This is a genomic window from Pelagibacterium halotolerans (assembly GCF_044811015.1).
Classification (GTDB): domain Bacteria; phylum Pseudomonadota; class Alphaproteobacteria; order Rhizobiales; family Devosiaceae; genus Pelagibacterium; species Pelagibacterium halotolerans_A.
Genome location: NZ_CP085243.1, coordinates 18,789 through 36,421, shown reverse-complemented (window position 1 = coordinate 36,421; position 17,633 = coordinate 18,789). Strand labels below are relative to the sequence as shown.

The 17,633-nt window shown below is 62.1% G+C and carries 18 protein-coding genes; 5 read left to right on the top strand and 13 right to left on the bottom strand.

Features of this window, described 5'->3' with window-relative positions; all coding sequences use genetic code 11:
• Nucleotides 1–5: 5 nt before the first annotated feature.
• The 7 genes from cckA to flgB form a co-directional block, all read right to left on the bottom strand.
• Complete coding sequence (gene cckA, locus LG281_RS00180; protein WP_404403242.1) at nucleotides 6–2,549, bottom strand: cell cycle histidine kinase CckA; 2,544 nt, start codon at nucleotides 2,547–2,549, stop codon at nucleotides 6–8.
• Between the two features lie 135 nt (nucleotides 2,550–2,684).
• Nucleotides 2,685–3,764 (bottom strand): flagellar biosynthesis protein FlhB, encoded by a 1,080-nt coding sequence (gene flhB / locus LG281_RS00175; protein ID WP_404403241.1) that lies wholly within the window; start codon nucleotides 3,762–3,764, stop codon nucleotides 2,685–2,687.
• A gap of 2 nt (nucleotides 3,765–3,766) precedes the next feature.
• Complete coding sequence (fliR, locus tag LG281_RS00170) at nucleotides 3,767–4,528, bottom strand: flagellar biosynthetic protein FliR (protein ID WP_404403240.1); 762 nt, start codon at nucleotides 4,526–4,528, stop codon at nucleotides 3,767–3,769.
• A gap of 8 nt (nucleotides 4,529–4,536) precedes the next feature.
• Nucleotides 4,537–4,803 (bottom strand): flagellar biosynthesis protein FliQ, encoded by a 267-nt coding sequence (gene fliQ / locus LG281_RS00165; protein WP_404403239.1) that lies wholly within the window; start codon nucleotides 4,801–4,803, stop codon nucleotides 4,537–4,539.
• A 262-nt stretch (nucleotides 4,804–5,065) separates the two neighbouring features.
• Nucleotides 5,066–5,389 (bottom strand): flagellar hook-basal body complex protein FliE, encoded by a 324-nt coding sequence (locus LG281_RS00160; protein WP_404403238.1) that lies wholly within the window; start codon nucleotides 5,387–5,389, stop codon nucleotides 5,066–5,068.
• Nucleotides 5,390–5,403: 14 nt separating this feature from the next.
• Nucleotides 5,404–5,805, bottom strand: a complete 402-nt coding sequence (gene flgC, locus LG281_RS00155) for a flagellar basal body rod protein FlgC (RefSeq protein WP_404403237.1) — start codon at nucleotides 5,803–5,805, stop codon at nucleotides 5,404–5,406.
• 24 nt (nucleotides 5,806–5,829) lie between these two features.
• A complete protein-coding gene (gene flgB / locus LG281_RS00150; protein WP_404403236.1) occupies nucleotides 5,830–6,234 on the bottom strand; it encodes a flagellar basal body rod protein FlgB in 405 nt (134 codons plus the stop codon).
• Between the two features lie 206 nt (nucleotides 6,235–6,440).
• Between flgB and LG281_RS00145 the strand changes: the two genes are divergently transcribed.
• Both LG281_RS00145 and fliP read left to right on the top strand, forming a co-directional pair.
• Entirely contained in the window at nucleotides 6,441–7,070 is a 630-nt protein-coding gene (locus LG281_RS00145; RefSeq protein ID WP_404403235.1) for a hypothetical protein, read from the top strand.
• Nucleotides 7,033–7,842: a flagellar type III secretion system pore protein FliP gene (gene fliP, locus LG281_RS00140; RefSeq protein ID WP_404403234.1), complete on the top strand. Its 810-nt coding sequence runs from the start codon at nucleotides 7,033–7,035 to the stop codon at nucleotides 7,840–7,842. The genes LG281_RS00145 and fliP overlap by 38 nt, the downstream gene beginning before the upstream one ends.
• A 36-nt stretch (nucleotides 7,843–7,878) precedes the next feature.
• Here the strand turns inward: fliP and LG281_RS00135 are convergent, their stop codons facing one another.
• The 6 genes from LG281_RS00135 to LG281_RS00110 all read right to left on the bottom strand — a co-directional run bounded on the left by LG281_RS00135 (nucleotide 7,879) and on the right by LG281_RS00110 (nucleotide 14,782).
• Nucleotides 7,879–8,040 carry a type II toxin-antitoxin system VapB family antitoxin gene (locus LG281_RS00135; protein ID WP_404403233.1) on the bottom strand — a complete coding sequence of 54 codons (162 nt, stop codon included), beginning with the start codon at nucleotides 8,038–8,040 and terminating at the stop codon, nucleotides 7,879–7,881.
• Nucleotides 8,041–8,416: 376 nt separating this feature from the next.
• The gene (locus tag LG281_RS00130; RefSeq protein ID WP_404403232.1) at nucleotides 8,417–11,764 is read right to left on the bottom strand and encodes a hypothetical protein; all 3,348 of its coding nucleotides are present in this window, start codon (nucleotides 11,762–11,764) and stop codon (nucleotides 8,417–8,419) included.
• Nucleotides 11,765–11,998: 234 nt separating this feature from the next.
• A complete protein-coding gene (locus LG281_RS00125) occupies nucleotides 11,999–12,769 on the bottom strand; it encodes a MotE family protein (protein ID WP_404403231.1) in 771 nt (256 codons plus the stop codon).
• Nucleotides 12,766–13,188 (bottom strand): DUF6468 domain-containing protein, encoded by a 423-nt coding sequence (locus LG281_RS00120; RefSeq protein WP_404403230.1) that lies wholly within the window; start codon nucleotides 13,186–13,188, stop codon nucleotides 12,766–12,768. Before LG281_RS00120 ends, LG281_RS00125 begins: the two co-directional genes overlap by 4 nt.
• A 2-nt stretch (nucleotides 13,189–13,190) precedes the next feature.
• Nucleotides 13,191–14,279 carry a flagellar motor switch protein FliM gene (gene fliM, locus LG281_RS00115; protein WP_404403229.1) on the bottom strand — a complete coding sequence of 363 codons (1,089 nt, stop codon included), beginning with the start codon at nucleotides 14,277–14,279 and terminating at the stop codon, nucleotides 13,191–13,193.
• 8 nt (nucleotides 14,280–14,287) lie between these two features.
• The gene (locus tag LG281_RS00110) at nucleotides 14,288–14,782 is read right to left on the bottom strand and encodes a flagellar basal body-associated FliL family protein (protein ID WP_404403228.1); all 495 of its coding nucleotides are present in this window, start codon (nucleotides 14,780–14,782) and stop codon (nucleotides 14,288–14,290) included.
• Between the two features lie 278 nt (nucleotides 14,783–15,060).
• Between LG281_RS00110 and flgF the strand changes: the two genes are divergently transcribed.
• Genes flgF through flgA form a run of 3 tightly spaced genes read left to right on the top strand, consistent with a single transcriptional unit; the run spans nucleotide 15,061 to nucleotide 17,584 of the window.
• Nucleotides 15,061–15,804 (top strand): flagellar basal-body rod protein FlgF, encoded by a 744-nt coding sequence (gene flgF, locus LG281_RS00105; RefSeq protein ID WP_404403227.1) that lies wholly within the window; start codon nucleotides 15,061–15,063, stop codon nucleotides 15,802–15,804.
• 20 nt (nucleotides 15,805–15,824) lie between these two features.
• Nucleotides 15,825–16,610 carry a flagellar basal-body rod protein FlgG gene (gene flgG / locus LG281_RS00100; protein ID WP_404403226.1) on the top strand — a complete coding sequence of 262 codons (786 nt, stop codon included), beginning with the start codon at nucleotides 15,825–15,827 and terminating at the stop codon, nucleotides 16,608–16,610.
• A gap of 20 nt (nucleotides 16,611–16,630) precedes the next feature.
• Nucleotides 16,631–17,584, top strand: coding sequence for a flagellar basal body P-ring formation chaperone FlgA (gene flgA / locus LG281_RS00095; protein WP_404403225.1), 954 nt, complete (start codon nucleotides 16,631–16,633; stop codon nucleotides 17,582–17,584).
• The last annotated feature ends 49 nt before the right edge of the window (nucleotides 17,585–17,633 follow it).

Below are 17,633 nucleotides of genomic sequence, written 5' to 3'. Positions count from 1 at the left end.
CTGCCCTACTCGTCCTCGGCCTGCTCCGCCTGCGCTCCCGAGAGCACTTCCTTGACCTTGGAATTGATCTGATCGAGCGAATACGGCTTGGGCAGGAATTCGACGCTGCGGTCGTCCTCGAGCCCTTGCCGCACGCTCTCTTCGGCGTAGCCGGAAACGAAGATCACCTTGATGTCCGGGTAGATCTTGCGCACCTCGGTCAAAAGCGTCGGCCCGTCCATCTCGGGCATTACCACGTCCGAGATGATGAGGTCGACCTCGCCGGTCTCCTCGAGCACCTCGAGCGCCTCCTCGCCCGATTCGGCCTCGAACACCTCATAGCCCGTCGTCGAAAGCGCCCGCGCCGAGAACATCCGCACGCTCTCCTCGTCCTCGACGATGAGGATACGTTCGTTCCCCGTCAGATCCTTGACCGGCGTCGCGGCCTTTTCTTTTCTCTGTGTCTCCACGGGAATGTGGCGAGGCAGGAAAATCCGGAAGGTCGTGCCCTTGCCCACTTCGGATTCAGGATAGATGAACCCGCCCGTCTGCTTGATGATCCCGTAGACCATCGAAAGCCCGAGCCCCGTTCCCTTGCCCAGTTCCTTGGTCGAAAAGAACGGCTCGAAGATTTTCTCCATCACGTCGGGCGGCATGCCCGTGCCCGTATCCTTGACCTCGATCAGCACATAATCCGCCGGCACCATTCCGCGATAGTCGTAGGTTGCCGCCTCGCCCTCCTCGACATTGCGCGTACGCAAGGTGATCTGCCCGCCCTCGGGCATCGCGTCGCGCGCATTGACGGCGAGGTTGATGATCACCTGCTCGAGCTGCACGAGGTCCGCCCGCACGGGCCACACATCCCGGCCATGTTCGACATCGAGCGAGACATGTTCGCCGATGAGCCGCTTCAAAAGCACCGTCAGGTCGTCGATATGCTGGGGCACATCGAGCACCTGCGGCCGCAGCGTCTGCCGCCGCGAGAAGGCGAGCAGTTGCCGCACCAGCCCTGCCGCACGGTTGGCGCTCTGCTTGATCGACATGATGTCGCCGAAGGATGGGTCGGACGGCTTGTGCTTGATCAAAAGAAGATCCGAAAACCCAATGATCGCGGTCAGAACGTTGTTGAAGTCGTGCGCCACCCCACCTGCGAGCTGGCCGACCGCCTGCATCTTCTGACCCTGCGCGAACTGCTCTTCGAGCATGCGCTGCTCGGTCATATCGAGTGCGTAAAGGATCGCCGCCTCGTCGCTGTCCCCGCCCTTTTCGACCCCCGAAATATACATCCGCACGCTCAAGGGCTTTTCCCCCGGCACCGTCGCATCCACCGGATCGATCTCCGACTTGCGCGCCCGCGCCTCTTCGAGCGCGATCCCCAACCGCCGCCGGCTCTCTTCGTCCACAAGGCTCGCCATATCGAGCCCTTCAATTCCCCGCTCGCCCGAGGTCAGCCCGAAAATCCGCGTAAACGGCGCATTGGTCCGTACCACGCGCCCCGCGCTGTCGAGCGCGGCAATGGCAATCGGCGTATTGTTGAAGAACCGCGAGAATCGCACCTCTGCGGCCCGAAGCGCCTCCTCGGTATCCACCCCGCGCGAACGGTCGAGCACGAGCGTCCGCGTCTCGCCCAATTCGCCCTCGGCCAGCCGCGCCGCGCGATGCAGGAGCCGTACGGGCAAATTCGTCCCATCCCGGCGCACGAGGTCGAGGTCGATGATCTCGGTCTTGACGGTCCCATCCTGCCCGCCACCCATCAACAAGCCCGCGCCGTCGCCATGGACGATTTCGCCCAGGTCGAGGTCCCCGGCCTCGAAGGCCGCGAGGTCATAGCCCAGCCAATCGGCAAGCGTCGAGTTGATATATTGTATGCGCCCGCGCGCATTGGCCGAAAAGAACCCCGCCGGCGCGTGGTCGAGATAGTCGATCGCCTTTTGCAGTTCGACGTAGAAATTCTCCTGGCTCTCCCGGTCGCGGGTGATGTCCTCGACCGTCCACATCACGGCCTTGCCCGGTGCGCCATCGAAATCGGGCAGGCTCCTGACGCTCACCCGGTGCCAGCGCGCGCCGGAAGCGCCGGGAATACGGATATCCTCGATGATGCTCCGTCCTTCGCGCGCGGCTCGTGACAGCCGGTATACCGCTTCGGAGGCCTCCGGCTGGCTTGCGAACAGTCGCGGCACGCCGACCGGCATCGTGCTCGAGATGGATTTGGTCATCTCCGCATAGCGCGCATTGGCGTAAAGGATCTTGCCTTCCCTGTCGGTCACCAGCGCTCCGGCAGGCATGGAATCGACGATCGCGCGCGACAGCGTCCGCTTTTCGTCCCCGCCCGCAAACCGGAACAACCCGGCCGCAAGCGCAAAGAGGCAGAACACCCCTACAACAGCCAGAAGCCCCAGAAAGAGCAGGATCATGTCGGAGGGAACCGTGTCCCCCATCATGGAAAAGCCCACGGCAATGGCGACGAAAACCAGCGAAAGCGCAACGACGCGCCACAGCGCCCCGTTGGACGAGGGCCGCGCGACCACCGGCTCGGGATAGTTATCCTCGTCGATTGGAGCCACCGTCATTTGAACCTTCCACCTGCCCGGTGCATTCCGGGACGAATCGCCGCTCTTTCTACCTAGCAAAAGCGGCTTTGGCTTGGGTAGTGCAGATTAAGCGCAAGTTAACAGCCAACGCGTACCCGCGCCACGCATTTGGCACTACGAACGCTGCCACCCCTTCCGCGATTTCAGGCGCATAACATACCCGATGATCTGCGCCACCGCCTTGAAGTGCTCCGCCGGGATCTGCTCGCCCACCTCCGCGCCGGCATAGAGCGCGCGGGCCAACGGCGGGTTTTCGACGATAGGAACGTCATGGTCCTTCGCCAGCCCCCGGATCCGCAGCGCGATCGCATCGACGCCCTTGGCTACCACCTCGGGTGCCGGCATGGACCGGTCGTATTTGAGCGCCACGGCGAAGTGCGTCGGGTTGGTCACCACCACCGTGGAGTCGGGCACCGCCGCCATCATCCGCTTGCGTGAGCGCTCCAGCCGGACCTGCCGGATGCGGCCCTTGACGTGCGGGTCGCCCTCCATCTGCTTGTATTCGTCCTTGACCTCCTTGAGCGTCATCATCTGCCGCTTCCACCATTTGTGACGCATATACATGTAGTCCAGAAGCGCCACGATGGTGATCGTGATCAACGTCGCGATGAAAAGCTGGATGCCGATCTCCTGGAAAAATTCGAGGATAACGACGGGGTCCGCCCGCACCATGGTCTCGAGATTGTCCCGGTGCGGCCAGACGACGAGAAACATCACCGTCGAAAAGACGACGAGCTTGAACAGCCCCTTGGCGAAATTGACGAGGGCCTCGGTCGAAAACAGCCGCTTGAAGCCCGAAACCGGTGAAACCTTCGAAAATTTGGGCTTGATCGGATCGACCGAGAACACCATCCGGTGCTGCACCATGTTCCCCGCGATCCCGAACACTGCCATCAGCGCCATGGGGATCAGCAGCGCCCCGAGGATCACCACGGTGATCGTCTGCATCACCTGCCCGAACCCCGGCCCGCCAACGTCCAGTTGGTCGGAATGCTCCATGATCCCCTTGAGACCTTCGGTTACCGAAGCGGCGGTTATCGGCGCAACGAAGGCGAAAACCAGCGCCGAGCCCATGATCATGAACCAGGTCGTCACCTCCTGGCTCTTGGCCACGTCGCCCTTCTTATGCGCGTCCTCAAGCCGTTTCTGGGAAGGGTCTTCTGTCTTTTCGCTTTGTTCAGGCTGGTCGCTCATCCCTAGCCTCTGAACAAAGCGAAATTGGCTTCGAGATAGGTCATGTACCAGCCCATGATGAGCCCCAGAAGCACGGCGAACAGCACGAGTCCCACGATGATATTGGCTGGCATGGCCATGAAGAACACCTGGATCTGCGGCATCAGCCGCCCCAGAATCCCAAGCCCCAGATAGAAAACCAGCCCGAACACGAGAAGCGGCGCAGCCATCTGCACCCCCACGACGAAGGCGCCGGAGATGAACCGCACGGCCATATCCGCCGCATCGCCCAGCATCAGCGGCGCATCGGGTGGAAAATAGGCATAGCTCTCATAAACCCCCGCGAGCAGCATATGGTGCATGTCGGTCGCAAAGATCAGCGTAACGCCGGTAAAGGCGAGGAAATTACCCACGATCGCCCCCTGCACTCCGCCCTGCGTCGGATCCGCCGTCTGCGCCATCGACAGACCCATCTGATAGGCGATCACGGCACCGGCCACCTGCGCGGCGGTCAAAAGCAGTCGAATCAACCCGCCGATAATGAATCCAACTGCCAATTCGTGCCCGTAAGCCACTGCAAGACCTGCAAGATTTCCCGGCATCGGGCCAATAGAAGGCACCACGAGCGGATAGAGCACGAAGGTGAACACCAACGCGAAGGTCAACCGCATCCGCGCCGGGATCGTCTGTTCGCCGAGCGCGGGCAACAGCATCAAAATCGTACCCAACCGCGCAAAGAGCAGAAAGAAGTAGTAAGCGACCTCGGGGCCCCACGTGATCGTCATGACCGCCCTTACCCGCCGAAAATGATCATATCGGCGATCCGGTTCATGTACCCGGCCATGGTTGCCCCCATGAACGGCAGGGCGATCAGCAGCGTGACGAAGATCGCAAGGATCTTGGGCACGAACACCAGCGTCATTTCCTGAATTTGCGTCAGCGCCTGAAAGAGCGCGATGATGACGCCGACGACCAGCCCCACAATCATCATCGGGGCCGAGATGATAATCAGCACCCAGATCCCCTCCCGGGCAATGTCGAGCACTTCTGCTCCGCTCATGGCGCCGACTCCTGCCGTTCGGTTGCGAATCGTTTAGACAAGTTTACACCCTGGAGTGCAATCCGTTCATATTGGATCGCTACCCACCACACCCACCCCCGTCATCACCCGATTTATTCGGGTGATCCAGCAGCGCGCTATCCAGCGCGCGGGAGACCCTGCCCCGTTTGTACCCAGTGCCGGGGCTGCTCTGGATCACCCGGACAAGCCGGGTGATGACGGAGGAGAAGGGTGCAATGTTTCAGTCGGGCCGAAGAACACGCTAAATCGGCATCCGCATGATTTCTTCGTACGCCGAGATCACCCGGTCGCGCACGGTCACCATGGTCTCCATCGTGGATTCGGTCTCCGCGAGTGCGGTCACCACGTCGACCACGCTGGACTTGCCGTTGACCATATCCATGCTCGCCTGATCGGACGCCTTGCCCGCTTCGACCACGTTCTGGAGTTGATCGGCCAGAAGCTGCCCGAAATCGGCACCGGGGGCTTCGGTCTGCTGCAACGGCGCCTTGCCCGAAGCCTGATCGGAAACAAGCCGCGAGATATTCCCATACGCATTCGTTGCTGCGGAAAATGGTGTAGACATCTTCTTCTTATCCCTTACCCGCGCAGAATATCGAGCGTCCGCCCCAGCATCTGCCGGGAAACGGAAACGACGTTGAGATTGGCTTCATAGGTGCGCTGTGCCTCGCGCATATCCATGGTTTCAATCAGCGGGTTGACGTTCGGGTACTTCACATACCCGTTCTCGTCAGCTGCCGGATGGCCGGGCTCGTACCGTGTTGAAAAATCGCTCATATCATAGGAAAGGCGCCCCACGCGCACTTCATAAGCGTCGAGGTCGTCGTTAAGCATGGCGTGAAAGGTGGGAATCTTGCGCCGATACGGGTCTTCCCCCGGCGTATTCCCCGCCGAGTCGGCGTTCGCCATGTTCTCGGCGATCACCCGCATACGAGCCGTCTGCGCCGAAAGCCCGCTCGCGGCGACCTTTATTGAATCCATAAAATCGTTCATTGCGCCCTACCTTTAAGCGGACTTGCCCAGCGCGATACGCAACAGCCGCATTGAACGCGAATAGAGCGTCGTCGCGGCCTGGTAATCCATCTGGTTGGTGGTGACTTTCATCATTTCTTCTTCGAGCGTTACACCGTTGCCTCGGGGCATGACCTCGAAGTTGTTGAGCTCTCGCGCCCCGAACGCGTCGGCGCGTGAACCGCCGACCGAAATATGCCGCGGGCTGGTCGTCTGCGTTGCAACGGAAACCCGCGCCCCCTCAAGTTCCTGATCGAACGTGTAAGGCGCCAGGTCCCGCCCGCGATATCCAGGCGTCTCGGCATTGGCGACGTTCTCCGCCAGAAGCGTCTGGCGGGTTTGATGCCATTGCATCCGGTCCTTGAGTGCGGCAAAGATCGGCAGGTCGCCCATGGCCATGGTGATCGTGCTCCGGGAAGCGCCTATACGTGAATCTACTAGGCAAATCCTGCCTGCCTGGTGGTTAACAAGGAGTTAACCATATGGAGTGCGCATTCGCATTTTGGCCGCAGTAGCGATTATGCTAGGCAAGACTTGCCGCATGATTCCGCGGACCGGACCGGCAGAAACTGGCACAATTCTTAACGACGCCGAGGAGAACGCTCTTGGACACCCTGGCCAATTTGCTTGGCTTCGAGAACAATTACCTTACCGCGATCCTCGCGTTGGGGATTGTGATCGTTCTGATCGTTCTGGGCGTGTGGCTCATCAAGCTTCTTGGCGACGCCTCCCGTTCGGTTGGGCGCAACCGCAACCGCCGCCTGATGCTGGTCGATACGATCACGCTCGACCAGAAACGCCAGGCCATGCTGATCCGCCGCGACAATGTCGAGCATCTGATCATCACGGGCGGACCCAACGACCTCGTCGTCGAAACCGGTATCGAGCCACCGGCGCAACCCGCCATGCAGCGCCCTCCGCGCCTCCAGCGCAACGGCAACACAGAGTCCGAAATCCCCGCTGGAGCCAGCGAGACGGCGGGCAAGACCGTCGCGCAACTGCGCGCCATCGGCGGCAGAATGCCGTCGCGTTCCCTTCGCCATACGGGCCTTCTGCGTGTCCGCGAGACCGACGAGCCACAACTGGACAGTGGAAACCCGGACAATGCGGTCCCTGCCGCTCCCGACTCAGCTAAAACCGGATCAGAGCCGACCGTCACCGAAGACGACCGGCTGCACAAGGAAGCTGAGCCTGCACATGGGGAATTCGCCGAGGACGGCGCCAAGAACCGGTAACACGTCGAACGGCCGAACCTTCCGGCCTGCCGCGGCGCTGCGCCGTTTCATCCTCCCGGCGTTCGCACTGGGGCTACTCGTCCTCATCCCCGCCGCCGGGTTCGCGCAGGACATCTCCATAGATTTCGGCGACGAGACCACACTGACCGAGCGCGCGGTTCAGCTCATCGCGCTCATCACCCTATTGTCGCTCGCCCCGTCGATCCTCGTGATGGTCACGAGCTTCACGCGGATCGTCGTCGTCCTCTCGCTTCTGCGCACGGCCATCGGTCTGCAGACGGCCCCGCCGAACTCGGTCATGATCTCGCTGGCGCTGTTCCTGACCGCCTTCATCATGGCCCCTACCCTGCAGCAGAGCTACGACCAGGGCATCGCACCGCTCATTGCCGGAGACATCGAGATCAACGAGGCCATCGAGCGCGGGGCCGTCCCGCTGCACGAATTCATGCGTGCCCATGTGCGCGAGCGCGACGTCATGCTCTTTATGGACCTGACCGGCACCGAGCCCCCTGAAGCGCCAGAAGAGCTCGAACTGCGCATCCTCATCCCGGCCTTCATGATCTCCGAACTCCGCCGCGCCTTCGAGATCGGCTTTTTGCTCTTCCTGCCCTTCGTCGTCATCGACATGGTCGTCGCTTCGGTCCTGATGAGCATGGGCATGATGATGCTCCCCCCGGTCATCATCTCTTTGCCCTTCAAGCTGATCTTCTTCGTCCTCGTGGACGGCTGGCACCTCGTCGCGGGCTCGCTGATCAGGAGTTTTAGCGGTTGAGGAGGGAAGCGCAGGAAGGTGAACGAAGAGGGCCGGTCAACTGCGGCTCGGTGCCCCAAGACGCGCCAGACGCCTCGCGCTCTCTCGTGCGATCAACGCCTTCAGTCCTTCACGAACCAGCGCCGACTTCTCGTTGAGCCCCGTCAAATCGCGCGCTTTGGCCAGAAGGTCGTCGTCTATAGCAAGGGTTGTTCGCATCGCCACACCATCCTTCGGCACAAATTAGGCACGAAGTGGTCCTGAATTCAATGCCACTACCCCCCGCCTCAGGGCGATCGGGTGAAGCGTTTGCCTACGGTGTGCGGTATTGCTGGATGTACCACCCCTGCCCCCCACACCGTCATCCTCGCGCTTGACGCGAGGACCCGCAGCGCAGCCCGCTCCCCAGCAGAAGTCGGGCGCACACCGCGCAACCGCAAATTCCCTGCCCCCAGCCCCTGCTCGGGACGTAGAGAGCTTGCAGATCCTCGCGTCAAGCGCGAGGATGACGGAGTGGGGGAGCTATTGGCGCGCAAGCCTCTGGCGCAAAAGCGTAAAGCAGGCTCGTCGCCAGGCAATCGCTTCATCCGATTGCCTAAACCCCTGCCTGCGCCGCCTTCAACGGCGTAATCGCGTCCTGCACCGCATAAGTCTGCCGATAGGCATTGAGGAACGCGTTGAGCGAATCCACCCCCGCAACCTCCCGGGCAACTTCGCGGAATTCACTGCCGGCCGGCTCCACCGTCGAGGTGACATAGTCGAACATCGCCCATTCGGGCGCCCGCGACATCGCCTCCGAATACCGCCCGCGCAGCCGCGAAAGGCTAAGCTGATCGCGCGCGAGCACGTAGCCCACCGCCGCCTTGACGATCTGCGTTCGCGCCACCGGGCTCAACTGACCGTCTTCGAGATCGGGCGCATAGAGCAGTTCGATCAACTCCGACGCCTGGCTGTAGTGCTCGCTGTTCCATAGCGCTTCGATGCGCAGGAGTTCTGTGTCCCGCCCTGTCACGCCCGAAAGCAGGTCCAGCGCCAGATCGTTCCGGTTCGCATCGATGAGTGCGCGCGCTTCGAGCACCCTGCGTTGCCGTTCGAGGGTCGGTGGAAGTCCTGCGATCCGCGTCTCGCCCAGGACCTGAAGCGCCGCGCCCGGCTGGCGATTGGCAACGTAAACCACCGCCAGATCCGCAGCGACCTGAGCCCGCGCCGCGCCTTCGAGCCGATGATCGATCTGATATTGCAAAAGCTCCGATGCCTGATCGAGCAGATCCACCTTGATGAGCCGCTGCGCCAGGTTGCGGATCATGAGGTCCCCTTCGCTGCCCGGCGGCGTGAGATGGCGGAAATCGTAATAGATGCTCAGCGCCGAAACGGGATCGAGCCGGTCCGCCTCCCCATTCAGGAACAGCCCGGCAAACGCAGTTCGCGCCCGCTCGACAAGTCCCGAAACCGCCGTGGTATCGTCGAAAATCCCCGCCGCCTGACGCGTCGCGTCCAGCGCCTCGCGATAATCGCCGTTGCGGTACTGCAAATCCGTGAGCGTTTCGATGATCGCCAGTTCGACCCGGTCGCCCCGCCAGAGCGTCGCCTGTACTGAAAGCGTATCGACAGCCCGTGCGACGTCCAGCCGCTCCATTTCGTCGAGCAGCCTGATCGTCCGCAGCACCGCCTCCGCGGTCGTCGGCCGGTTGTCGATATTGAGGACGCGCCCGTAGCTTTCCAGCGCCTCGGTATGAAGCCCGCCGAGCTCGTCCAGCATCCCGCCCAGCAGCTCATATTCCGCAAGCTGCGGCCGCGCGAGCATGCCCATTTCGATATTCCCCAGGAAAGCCGCGGCGTTGTCCTCGTCCTCACGCTCGATCGCCGCCCGCGCCGCGGCGAGATGGAACCGCGTCCGCACCCAGCGTGGATAAAGCCCGATGACCGATTTCGCCCCCAGCGCATCGAGCCGCGCACCGGCATAATCGCCCAATTCGGCGCGCGCGATCGCACGCCAGACCATGGCATCGGCCTGATCCGACAGAATACTCGCATCGAGGATATCCATTGCCGCCTCGGGCCTGTGTGCGGCGACGTTGGCCGCCGCTTCGGCCATCATCGCCACCGGCTCGATATCCCGAAGGCGCAGATCGCCGTTCAGCACCGACAGGACGCCGAGGGCTTCGTACGCCAGACCGTTGGCCAAGTAGAACTGTGCCAGTTCGAGCCGCGCCCGATCGAGCGCGTTGCCCTCGGCCTCGACGACAATGTTCATGATGTCGTCGCGCCGGGCAAAAAACTGGTCCGGTGTCTCCGCAACCAGTTCGATAAGATCGAGCGCCGCCCTCCGGTTTTCCGCCGGCGTGCGGTAGCGCAGCTCGTCTGCAGGCGATACCATCAGCCCGTCGACCGCCGAAACGACGGCCAGATTGTTCTCGATCCGAACCTCGACCTGCTCGTGCAAAGGCCGCACCACCAGCCCATGGACTGTCCGTGGCGCGGAGAAATCGACATAATCGAGATTACGCACGATGCCCCTGGCGGGCGGATACGCCGTCACGACCTCCAGGACGTCCCCCACATCCGGATCGCGCAACTCATGCACATGCGCCGGCTTGCCCAGATCGGCCGTGATTTCGTAAAGCCCGGTGTCGGTCATCCGCCGCTCGAGCGTCAATGCTTCAGTCGCGTTGAGCAAAACGTCGCCCAACGAAAGTACCCATGATCGCCCCTCCGACCCGATGGTTGCCAGCCTGTCCTCGTCGAGCGCAAGCCTGACGACCTGCGCATTGCCGGCAGCCTGGACGGAAAACGCATCGACCAGCGCCCCCGATTGCGCCGCGGTCCGGTCTTCCGGCGCATTGATCCGCACCTCCGTGTCGAAAATCAGCCAGACCGTGTATCCGCGCTTGAAAACAGCCGCCGGCACGTCCGAGGGAAACGGGAAGACGATCCGCTCGGTCGTCCCCACCTGGGTCACGAAAGGCGTAATCTCGTCCACCGTCTCGACATTGCCTGCGACCTCGTCCTCGACATCCGGGGTTTGCGCATCGGTCGTGCCACTGACATGTTCGTCCTCGGCTGCAAGATCGAGACTCGCAAGATCGATCCCGGCGGGCGGAATGTCTGGATGGTCGATATCCAGAACGAAAACCGTCGGACTTTCGGAGTAAAACCGCATTCCGGTTTCCTCAGCCAGTTCGAACGAAACAGCGCTCCCCGCCGGGCTCACCGCGTTCTCGACCCCGGCAAGTTCGGAAGGCATGTCGGCGAGGATTTCATAAAGGTCGATCGGTACGGGCCAATCGAACACGATTTTTCCATTGCCCGCTTCATCGCGCGCAAATTCCGCGCTCGTACCGACATTCCAGTCGAAAACGATCCGCGTAAAGGTCGGATGCCGGCCCACGCGGACTGTCGCGGTCGGGTTGTATTCCGCCACGAGCTGCGCCCGCTGCCGCTGCGCCGCGAGTTCCTCGGCCCGTTCCGCACGTTCTGCCAACCGCGCGACGACGTCCTCGGGCAGGCTCGGGGGCAGCCCTACCCAATTCTCGGGCAGAAGATCGACATAAAGCTGCTCACCTGCAACGATCGTATTGATCTGCAAGGGGCCACGCAGCCCCATGCGGAATGCTCTTTTGTCCGGATCCACCCGCGCAATGGCGACGTATTCGCCGAGCACCGTCCCGAAATCGGGCACAACGGCATCCATCGCCGCGTCGAATTCGACAACCAGAACCCCGTTCTCGCTCGTGACATTGTGCTCGGGCAGCGTGAACCGGTCGGGAAAGGTGATGATGATCCGGCCGTAATTCTCGAAGCGCTGCGCTTCGATGGTCACGTCCTCCTGCGCCCACGCGGGACCGGTGGAAAATACGAGGAAAAGCGCAAGGCAAGCAACAACGGCACACGCCGTCGCCCGGACGCGCGTAAACGCTTTAATGCCCTTGATAAACGTCGTCAAAAGCGTTCTGCCCTGCCGCGCTGGCGCCGATCCGGCGAAAGCGTTTCTGCTTTCGCGCCCCGGATGCGCTGATGAACCTGCATCGCCCCGGCATGTTCGATCCGGCGCGACCCGAGTGCAGACCTTAAGGACGAGCGCTTAAAATGCCCTTACCGGATCGTTTAAAGCCATTTAGTATACTCTCAAGAATAACTGCGTTGGATCGCGCGGGATTTTTCTTCTCCGGCGGCGCGATTATTCCCCCACGATCTGGGGCAGGTTCTCAAACCCGGTTTCCGCCACCTGAGCCTCGGACGCGTCCTCCGGCCCGGCAAGCCGGACAGTCAATTCCTGCGCGCGGTCGGACATCATTTCGGCCATGATCGGGCCAAGCTTGCGCGGGTTCATCGCCCGGCCGACATCCACCAGAACGCTCATGTCGATGTCGTTAAAAATCCGCGCGGCATCCTTGGGGCGCATCGCCTCGTACATGGCGACTACGGCGGCGAACTGTGCGTCTTCCGCAGCCTCCTGCGCGTCGACCATCGCATTGATCCGCGCCTCGACCTCCGCAAGCTCGCTCATCCGCTCCTCGACACGCATCTCGGCAGCTTCGACCACCGCCAGTCGTTCATCGAGCTCCGCAGCAAGCGCATCGAGCGCGGCACGGCGCTCGGCCAGCCGTTGCAGAATCAGTGCCTCGGTATCCTCTTCCCTGTTCTCGAGCGGTTCGGCGCCACCGCCGCCGGTGCTCTCCATGATCGAAATATCCTCACCCCCACCGCTCTCCGGTGTGGATTCGAACAAGGCCGCCGCGGCGGCTTCGGCCGCAGCTAGGTCCTCGGCGCTATAGGCATCCTGCCCTTCCGCATCCCCGCCTTCGTCCTCCTCAGCCGCATCCTGCGCACTGGCGACCTGAACGCCCGAGAGCGTATAGCCACCGCCCGTCACCAGCCCCACTGTCTTGAGAACGAGCAGAGCCGACGCGGCCAGAACGACGATGGGCAGAAGGCGGATCGATGTCACGCGGCGGTCTCCCGGCGGCGCTGATGCTCGGCGAGCGTTTCGAGCGCGGACCTGGCGCGGTTGCCTTCGCCCCGCTGCGGTTCACGGCCCCGAGCCGCTTCGGTGATCTTGGAAATCCGATCCATCACCGCCTGGCCCGAATTGACGTGATTGGCCAGCTCGATCGCGAACCGCTCGGCATGGTTGAGCTTCTGGTTGAGCATCTCGTCGGTCTCGATAGCGGTCTGCTTGAGCCCCTTGATCGCGCCATTGGCCATGTTGGTCGCCTGAACGAGATCGCCGATCATCTGTTGCAACGCTTCCCGGTCGGAATGCAGCTTCTTGAGTCGCCGGTTGAGCAGAACGCAATATCCGATTGTTGTAGCAAGAAGAACGGCAACCGCCCCCTCGATGATCAGCCCCATAGGCAATCCCGTCATTGCTACTTCTCCCCCTGTTCTTCCATCGCCTCGAATGCGGCCATCGTGACCTTGGGCGGGTTGAGCGGCCGCGTAACGCGCACCGAAACGTTATTGTGGATATGCCCCATGACCGCCTTGGTGAGTTCAATGTTCCCGCACCGGAGCGTCACAGGATCGGTCGGCTTCATATCGAAAAGGATTGTTTCGCCCTCGGTAAGGTTCAGCACCCGCGAGAGCGGCAGGTCGAGTTCGTGCAGAACCGCTTCGATCTCGGTGTCGGCCGAATAGATCTCGGTCGCCAGATGCCCTTCCCAGATGGGATCGCGCCCGAATTTCTCGCCCATATACATCTGGAGCAATTGCTCGCGGATGGGCTCGATGGTCGCGTAGGGCAGAAGGATTTCGATCTTCCCGCCACGGTCGTCCATATCGATCCGGAGTTCGACGAGGATCGCCGCATTCCCGGGGCGCGAAATCGCCGCGAAGCGCGGATTGGTCTCCATGCGGTCGAGCTTGAAATTGACTTGCCCCAGGGGCTCGAACGCCCTGTGCATGTCATCGAGCACGTGCTCGATCATCCGCCGCGCCAGCGCCATCTCGATGGTCGTATAGGGCCGCCCCTCGACCCGGATCACGCTTTGCCCGCGCCGTCCCCCCAAAAGCACGTCGATCATCGAATAGATGAGCGCACTATCGACGGTCAAAAGCCCGAAATTGTCCCATTCCTCTGCCTTGATGACCGAAAGGATCGCCGGCAACGGGATGGAATTGAGATAGTCCCCGAACCGCACCGAGGAGATCGAATCCAGAGACACCTCGACATTGTCCGAGGTGAAATTGCGCAAGGTCGTCGTCGACAGCCGTACCAGCCGGTCGAACGCGATTTCGAGCATGGGCAGGCGTTCATAGCTCACCAGCGCCGAGTTGATCAGCGCACGAACGCCCGACAGCTCGACATTCGCGCTCGCAGACGAATCGAAACCCAAAAGAGAGTCGATTTCGTCCTGATTGAGCACCCGATCGTCGGAATCCGGACCGCCTCCGGCCTCCGCCTCAAGCATTGCGGCCCAATCTTCACTCAATCCGCTGTTGCCATCGGGGTCCGACATGCCGCCTCCTATTGCACCAGGATTTCTTTGAACAGGATGTTCTCGACCGTCGCCGGATAGACCGCGAGGTTGATCCGCCGCTGCAATTCTTCCTTGAGCCGGTAGATACCAGCGGAGCCTTCGAGGTCGGACCGGCGCAACTCGCGCAAATAGACCTGAAACGCGTCCATGACGCGCGGCAAGCGCGGCTCGATCACCTCGATCATCGACTCATCCTGAATCTCGAGCGCGATTGAAACCTTTAGGAATTCGGCGGCCTGCCCATTCGTATTCAGATTGACCGTGATCTCGGGCAGATCGTAGAAAACCGAAGCCTGTTGGGTCGAGGCCGCAACCGACGTTGACTGGCCACCGCCCGTTCCCATAAGGAAAAAGGCACCCACACCCGCGGCAAGCAACAGCCCGGCGACCGCCCCTCCGATGAGCAGCAGACGCCCTCTCCCCTTCTTGGGCGCCGCCTCTTCCTGGACGCCGTCTTCGTCATTTTCGGTAACGTCGGTCATAAATGCGGCCCGAATCCCGTGAGCATAAGGGGTTTTCCTTGCGTCCCAGCTAAATCTCGCGTGGTTAACGAATGGTTACCATTTGCATTTACCCGGCAGGTTTTACCCGGCAGCTTTTGCCGTAGCGCCAGCTATGCCCCACCCGCCCTTCCTATCCGATTCAAGTCAACTACCTGATTTTATTAAATTTATTGTTTTGGCACGGTGCGTGCATTGTTTTCGTCGAGCGCCCCGTCTTGGGGAAGTCGGACGCTCGATGAAAAACGGGGAAACGCGCAATGCTACAGAACGCGCAACTGATCGGGCTTTCACGCCAAATGGCGCTTCAGCGCCAGCTCGATGTCGTGGCCAACAACATGGCCAACATCAATTCGACGGGCTTCAAGGCCGAAAACATTCTCTTTGAAGAGTATGTGATGCCAGTTGCCTCCGACCGGACCTTTCCCGACGGCAGCCAGGAATTGAGCTACGTCCACGACTGGGCGACGATGCACGACTTCGCCCCCGGCGCGCTGGTCCAGACGGGCAACCCGCTCGACGTGGCGCTCGCCGGCGAAGGCTTCCTCGCGCTCGAGACGCCCGAGGGCGAACGCTGGACCCGTAACGGCGTCCTCCAGATCAATGCCCAGGGCGTCCTCGTCAACCAGAACGGCTACCCGGTTCAGGCCCAGGGCGGCGGCCAGTTCCTCTTTGCCGCCGATGAGACCGACATCACGATCACCGAAGACGGCACCATCTCCTCGAGCGCAGGCCTCAAGGGCCAACTGCGCGTCGTCGAATTCGCCAACCCGCAGGAACTGACCCGGGAGGGCGACACGCTCTTTGCTGGCGGCACACCGGCCCAGGCTCAGGCAACGACCGTCCTGCAAGGCACCACCGAGCGCTCGAACGTCACCGGCGTTGCCGAGATGACCGAAATGATCCGCGTCACCCGCGCCTATACCTCCCTGGCCGATCTCATGCAGCGCCAGGACGAACTCCGCCGCAGCGCAATTCAGCGCTTGGGTGACTTACAAGCTTAAGCTTCAAAGGAGCGACCCACATGCAGGCTCTCTATATCGCATCGACGGGCATGGCCGCGCAGGAGCGCAACGTCGAAGTCCTCTCCAACAACATTGCCAACATGCGCACCACGGGCTTCAAGCGCCAGCGCGCCGAGTTCCAGGACCTTCTCTACCAGTCCTACCGCCGCGCCGGCGCCGCGACCTCCGATACCGGAACCCAGGTTCCCGTCGGCATCGAGGTCGGTTCGGGCGTCAAGGTCGCCGCCACCGCGCGCATCATGAGCCAGGGCAATGTAGCGCCCACGGAAAAGAGCCTCGACCTCGCCATCTCCGGCGAAGGCTTTTTCATGATCGAAATGCCCGACGGCTCCACGGCCTACACCCGTGACGGCACCTTCGAGCGCGACGCCAACGGCCAGCTCGTCACCGTGGACGGCTATGCGGTTCAGCCCGGCATCGTCATCCCACAGGACGCGACGTCCGTTTCGATCAGCCGCGACGGCCTCGTCGAGGCCTACATCAACGACGGCACAGCACCGGTTCAGCTCGGCCAGATCCAGCTCGCGCGCTTTGCCAACAAGGCCGGCCTTGAATCGCTGGGCGACAATCTCTTCCGCGAAACGCCCGCCAGCGGCGAAGCCCAGATCGGCGTCGCGGACACCGAGGGCATGGGCCACCTTCTCCAGGGCTATCTCGAAAGCGCCAACGTCAACGCCGTCACCGAAATGGCCGACCTCATCGCCGCCCAGCGCGCCTACGAGATGAACGCGCGCGTGATCTCGGGCGCCGATCAGATGCTCCAGGCCACAGCCCAGCTCCGCTAGGAATAAAGGAGGACCAGCAAATGCTCGCTTTTATCCTCAAACGCCTCGCCCTCGCCGCCGCGCTCGCCGTCACCGCGACCGTCGCACAGGCTGGCCCGGTCCTGCGTGGCAATGTCACGGTCGCCTCCGACCTCGTTACCGTCGGCGACCTCTTCGCGGGCGCCGGGCTCAAAGCCGAAACCGCGATCTTCCGCGCCCCGGCGCCCGGCACCACCGGCACGCTTGGTATCGACGATATAGCCGCTGCCATTGAAAGCATCGGCATCACCGAGTTCGACAACGCTGGCCTCACTGCCATCAAGGTCACCCGCGCCGGCGTTCCGGTCGATCTGCCACTCATTTCGGACCTGATCGCCGCCGACCTTTCGAACCGGGGCATCCTGAGCTCCGATATGACGATGGACATCGCCCTCGACCGCCCGCTTCCAAACCTTACGGCTGCCGATATGGAGCGCCCCGCGAGCCTCACCATGCTGCGCTATATGCCCGGTTCCTCGACCTTTTCGGCTCGCATCAACGTTTCCGGCCTCTCCCGGCCGCTCGACATCGAAGGTCAGATCCAGCTCATGATCGAGGCTCCGCATTTGAAGCGCAGCCTGCCTCAAGGCACCATCCTTGGCCCCGACGACGTCGAACTGCGCATGGTGCCGCTGGCCTATGCCGAAACCGCCGGCCTCGTCTCGCTCGACGAGATCGTGGGCAAGCAGCTCCAGCGCCAGATCCGCGCCGGCGTCGTCCTGCGCCCCAACGATATCTCCGCGCCCGAACTGATCAGCCGCAACCAGAACGTGACCGTCCTCTACCAGGAGGGTGCACTGACCCTCACCACGCGTGGCCAGGCGCTCAACGCCGCAAGCCTCGACGAACCGGTCACCGTCCTCAATACCATGACCAACAAAGTCCTGCAGGGCACGGCCTCCGCCAACGGCACGGTCATTGTCACCGGCGGCAATCCGCAGCTTGCGGGCCTTTGAGTCTTAATCGCACTGCGCTTGGGGAAGCGCGGTCCACTAAACGGGAAAC

What these genes read in the sequence shown, in the direction of transcription:
- cckA (WP_404403242.1), bottom strand. Translation starts at nt 2,549, where the DNA reads ATGACGGTGGCTCCAATCGACGAGGATAACTATCCCGAGCCGGTGGTC.
- flhB (WP_404403241.1), bottom strand. Translation starts at nt 3,764, where the DNA reads ATGAGCGACCAGCCTGAACAAAGCGAAAAGACAGAAGACCCTTCCCAG.
- fliR (WP_404403240.1), bottom strand. Translation starts at nt 4,528, where the DNA reads ATGACGATCACGTGGGGCCCCGAGGTCGCTTACTACTTCTTTCTGCTC.
- fliQ (WP_404403239.1), bottom strand. Translation starts at nt 4,803, where the DNA reads ATGAGCGGAGCAGAAGTGCTCGACATTGCCCGGGAGGGGATCTGGGTG.
- LG281_RS00160 (WP_404403238.1), bottom strand. Translation starts at nt 5,389, where the DNA reads ATGTCTACACCATTTTCCGCAGCAACGAATGCGTATGGGAATATCTCG.
- flgC (WP_404403237.1), bottom strand. Translation starts at nt 5,805, where the DNA reads ATGGATTCAATAAAGGTCGCCGCGAGCGGGCTTTCGGCGCAGACGGCT.
- flgB (WP_404403236.1), bottom strand. Translation starts at nt 6,234, where the DNA reads ATGGCCATGGGCGACCTGCCGATCTTTGCCGCACTCAAGGACCGGATG.
- fliP (WP_404403234.1), top strand. Translation starts at nt 7,033, where the DNA reads ATGGGGAATTCGCCGAGGACGGCGCCAAGAACCGGTAACACGTCGAAC.
- LG281_RS00135 (WP_404403233.1), bottom strand. Translation starts at nt 8,040, where the DNA reads ATGCGAACAACCCTTGCTATAGACGACGACCTTCTGGCCAAAGCGCGC.
- LG281_RS00120 (WP_404403230.1), bottom strand. Translation starts at nt 13,188, where the DNA reads ATGACGGGATTGCCTATGGGGCTGATCATCGAGGGGGCGGTTGCCGTT.
- fliM (WP_404403229.1), bottom strand. Translation starts at nt 14,279, where the DNA reads ATGTCGGACCCCGATGGCAACAGCGGATTGAGTGAAGATTGGGCCGCA.
- LG281_RS00110 (WP_404403228.1), bottom strand. Translation starts at nt 14,782, where the DNA reads ATGACCGACGTTACCGAAAATGACGAAGACGGCGTCCAGGAAGAGGCG.
- flgF (WP_404403227.1), top strand. Translation starts at nt 15,061, where the DNA reads ATGCTACAGAACGCGCAACTGATCGGGCTTTCACGCCAAATGGCGCTT.
- flgG (WP_404403226.1), top strand. Translation starts at nt 15,825, where the DNA reads ATGCAGGCTCTCTATATCGCATCGACGGGCATGGCCGCGCAGGAGCGC.
- flgA (WP_404403225.1), top strand. Translation starts at nt 16,631, where the DNA reads ATGCTCGCTTTTATCCTCAAACGCCTCGCCCTCGCCGCCGCGCTCGCC.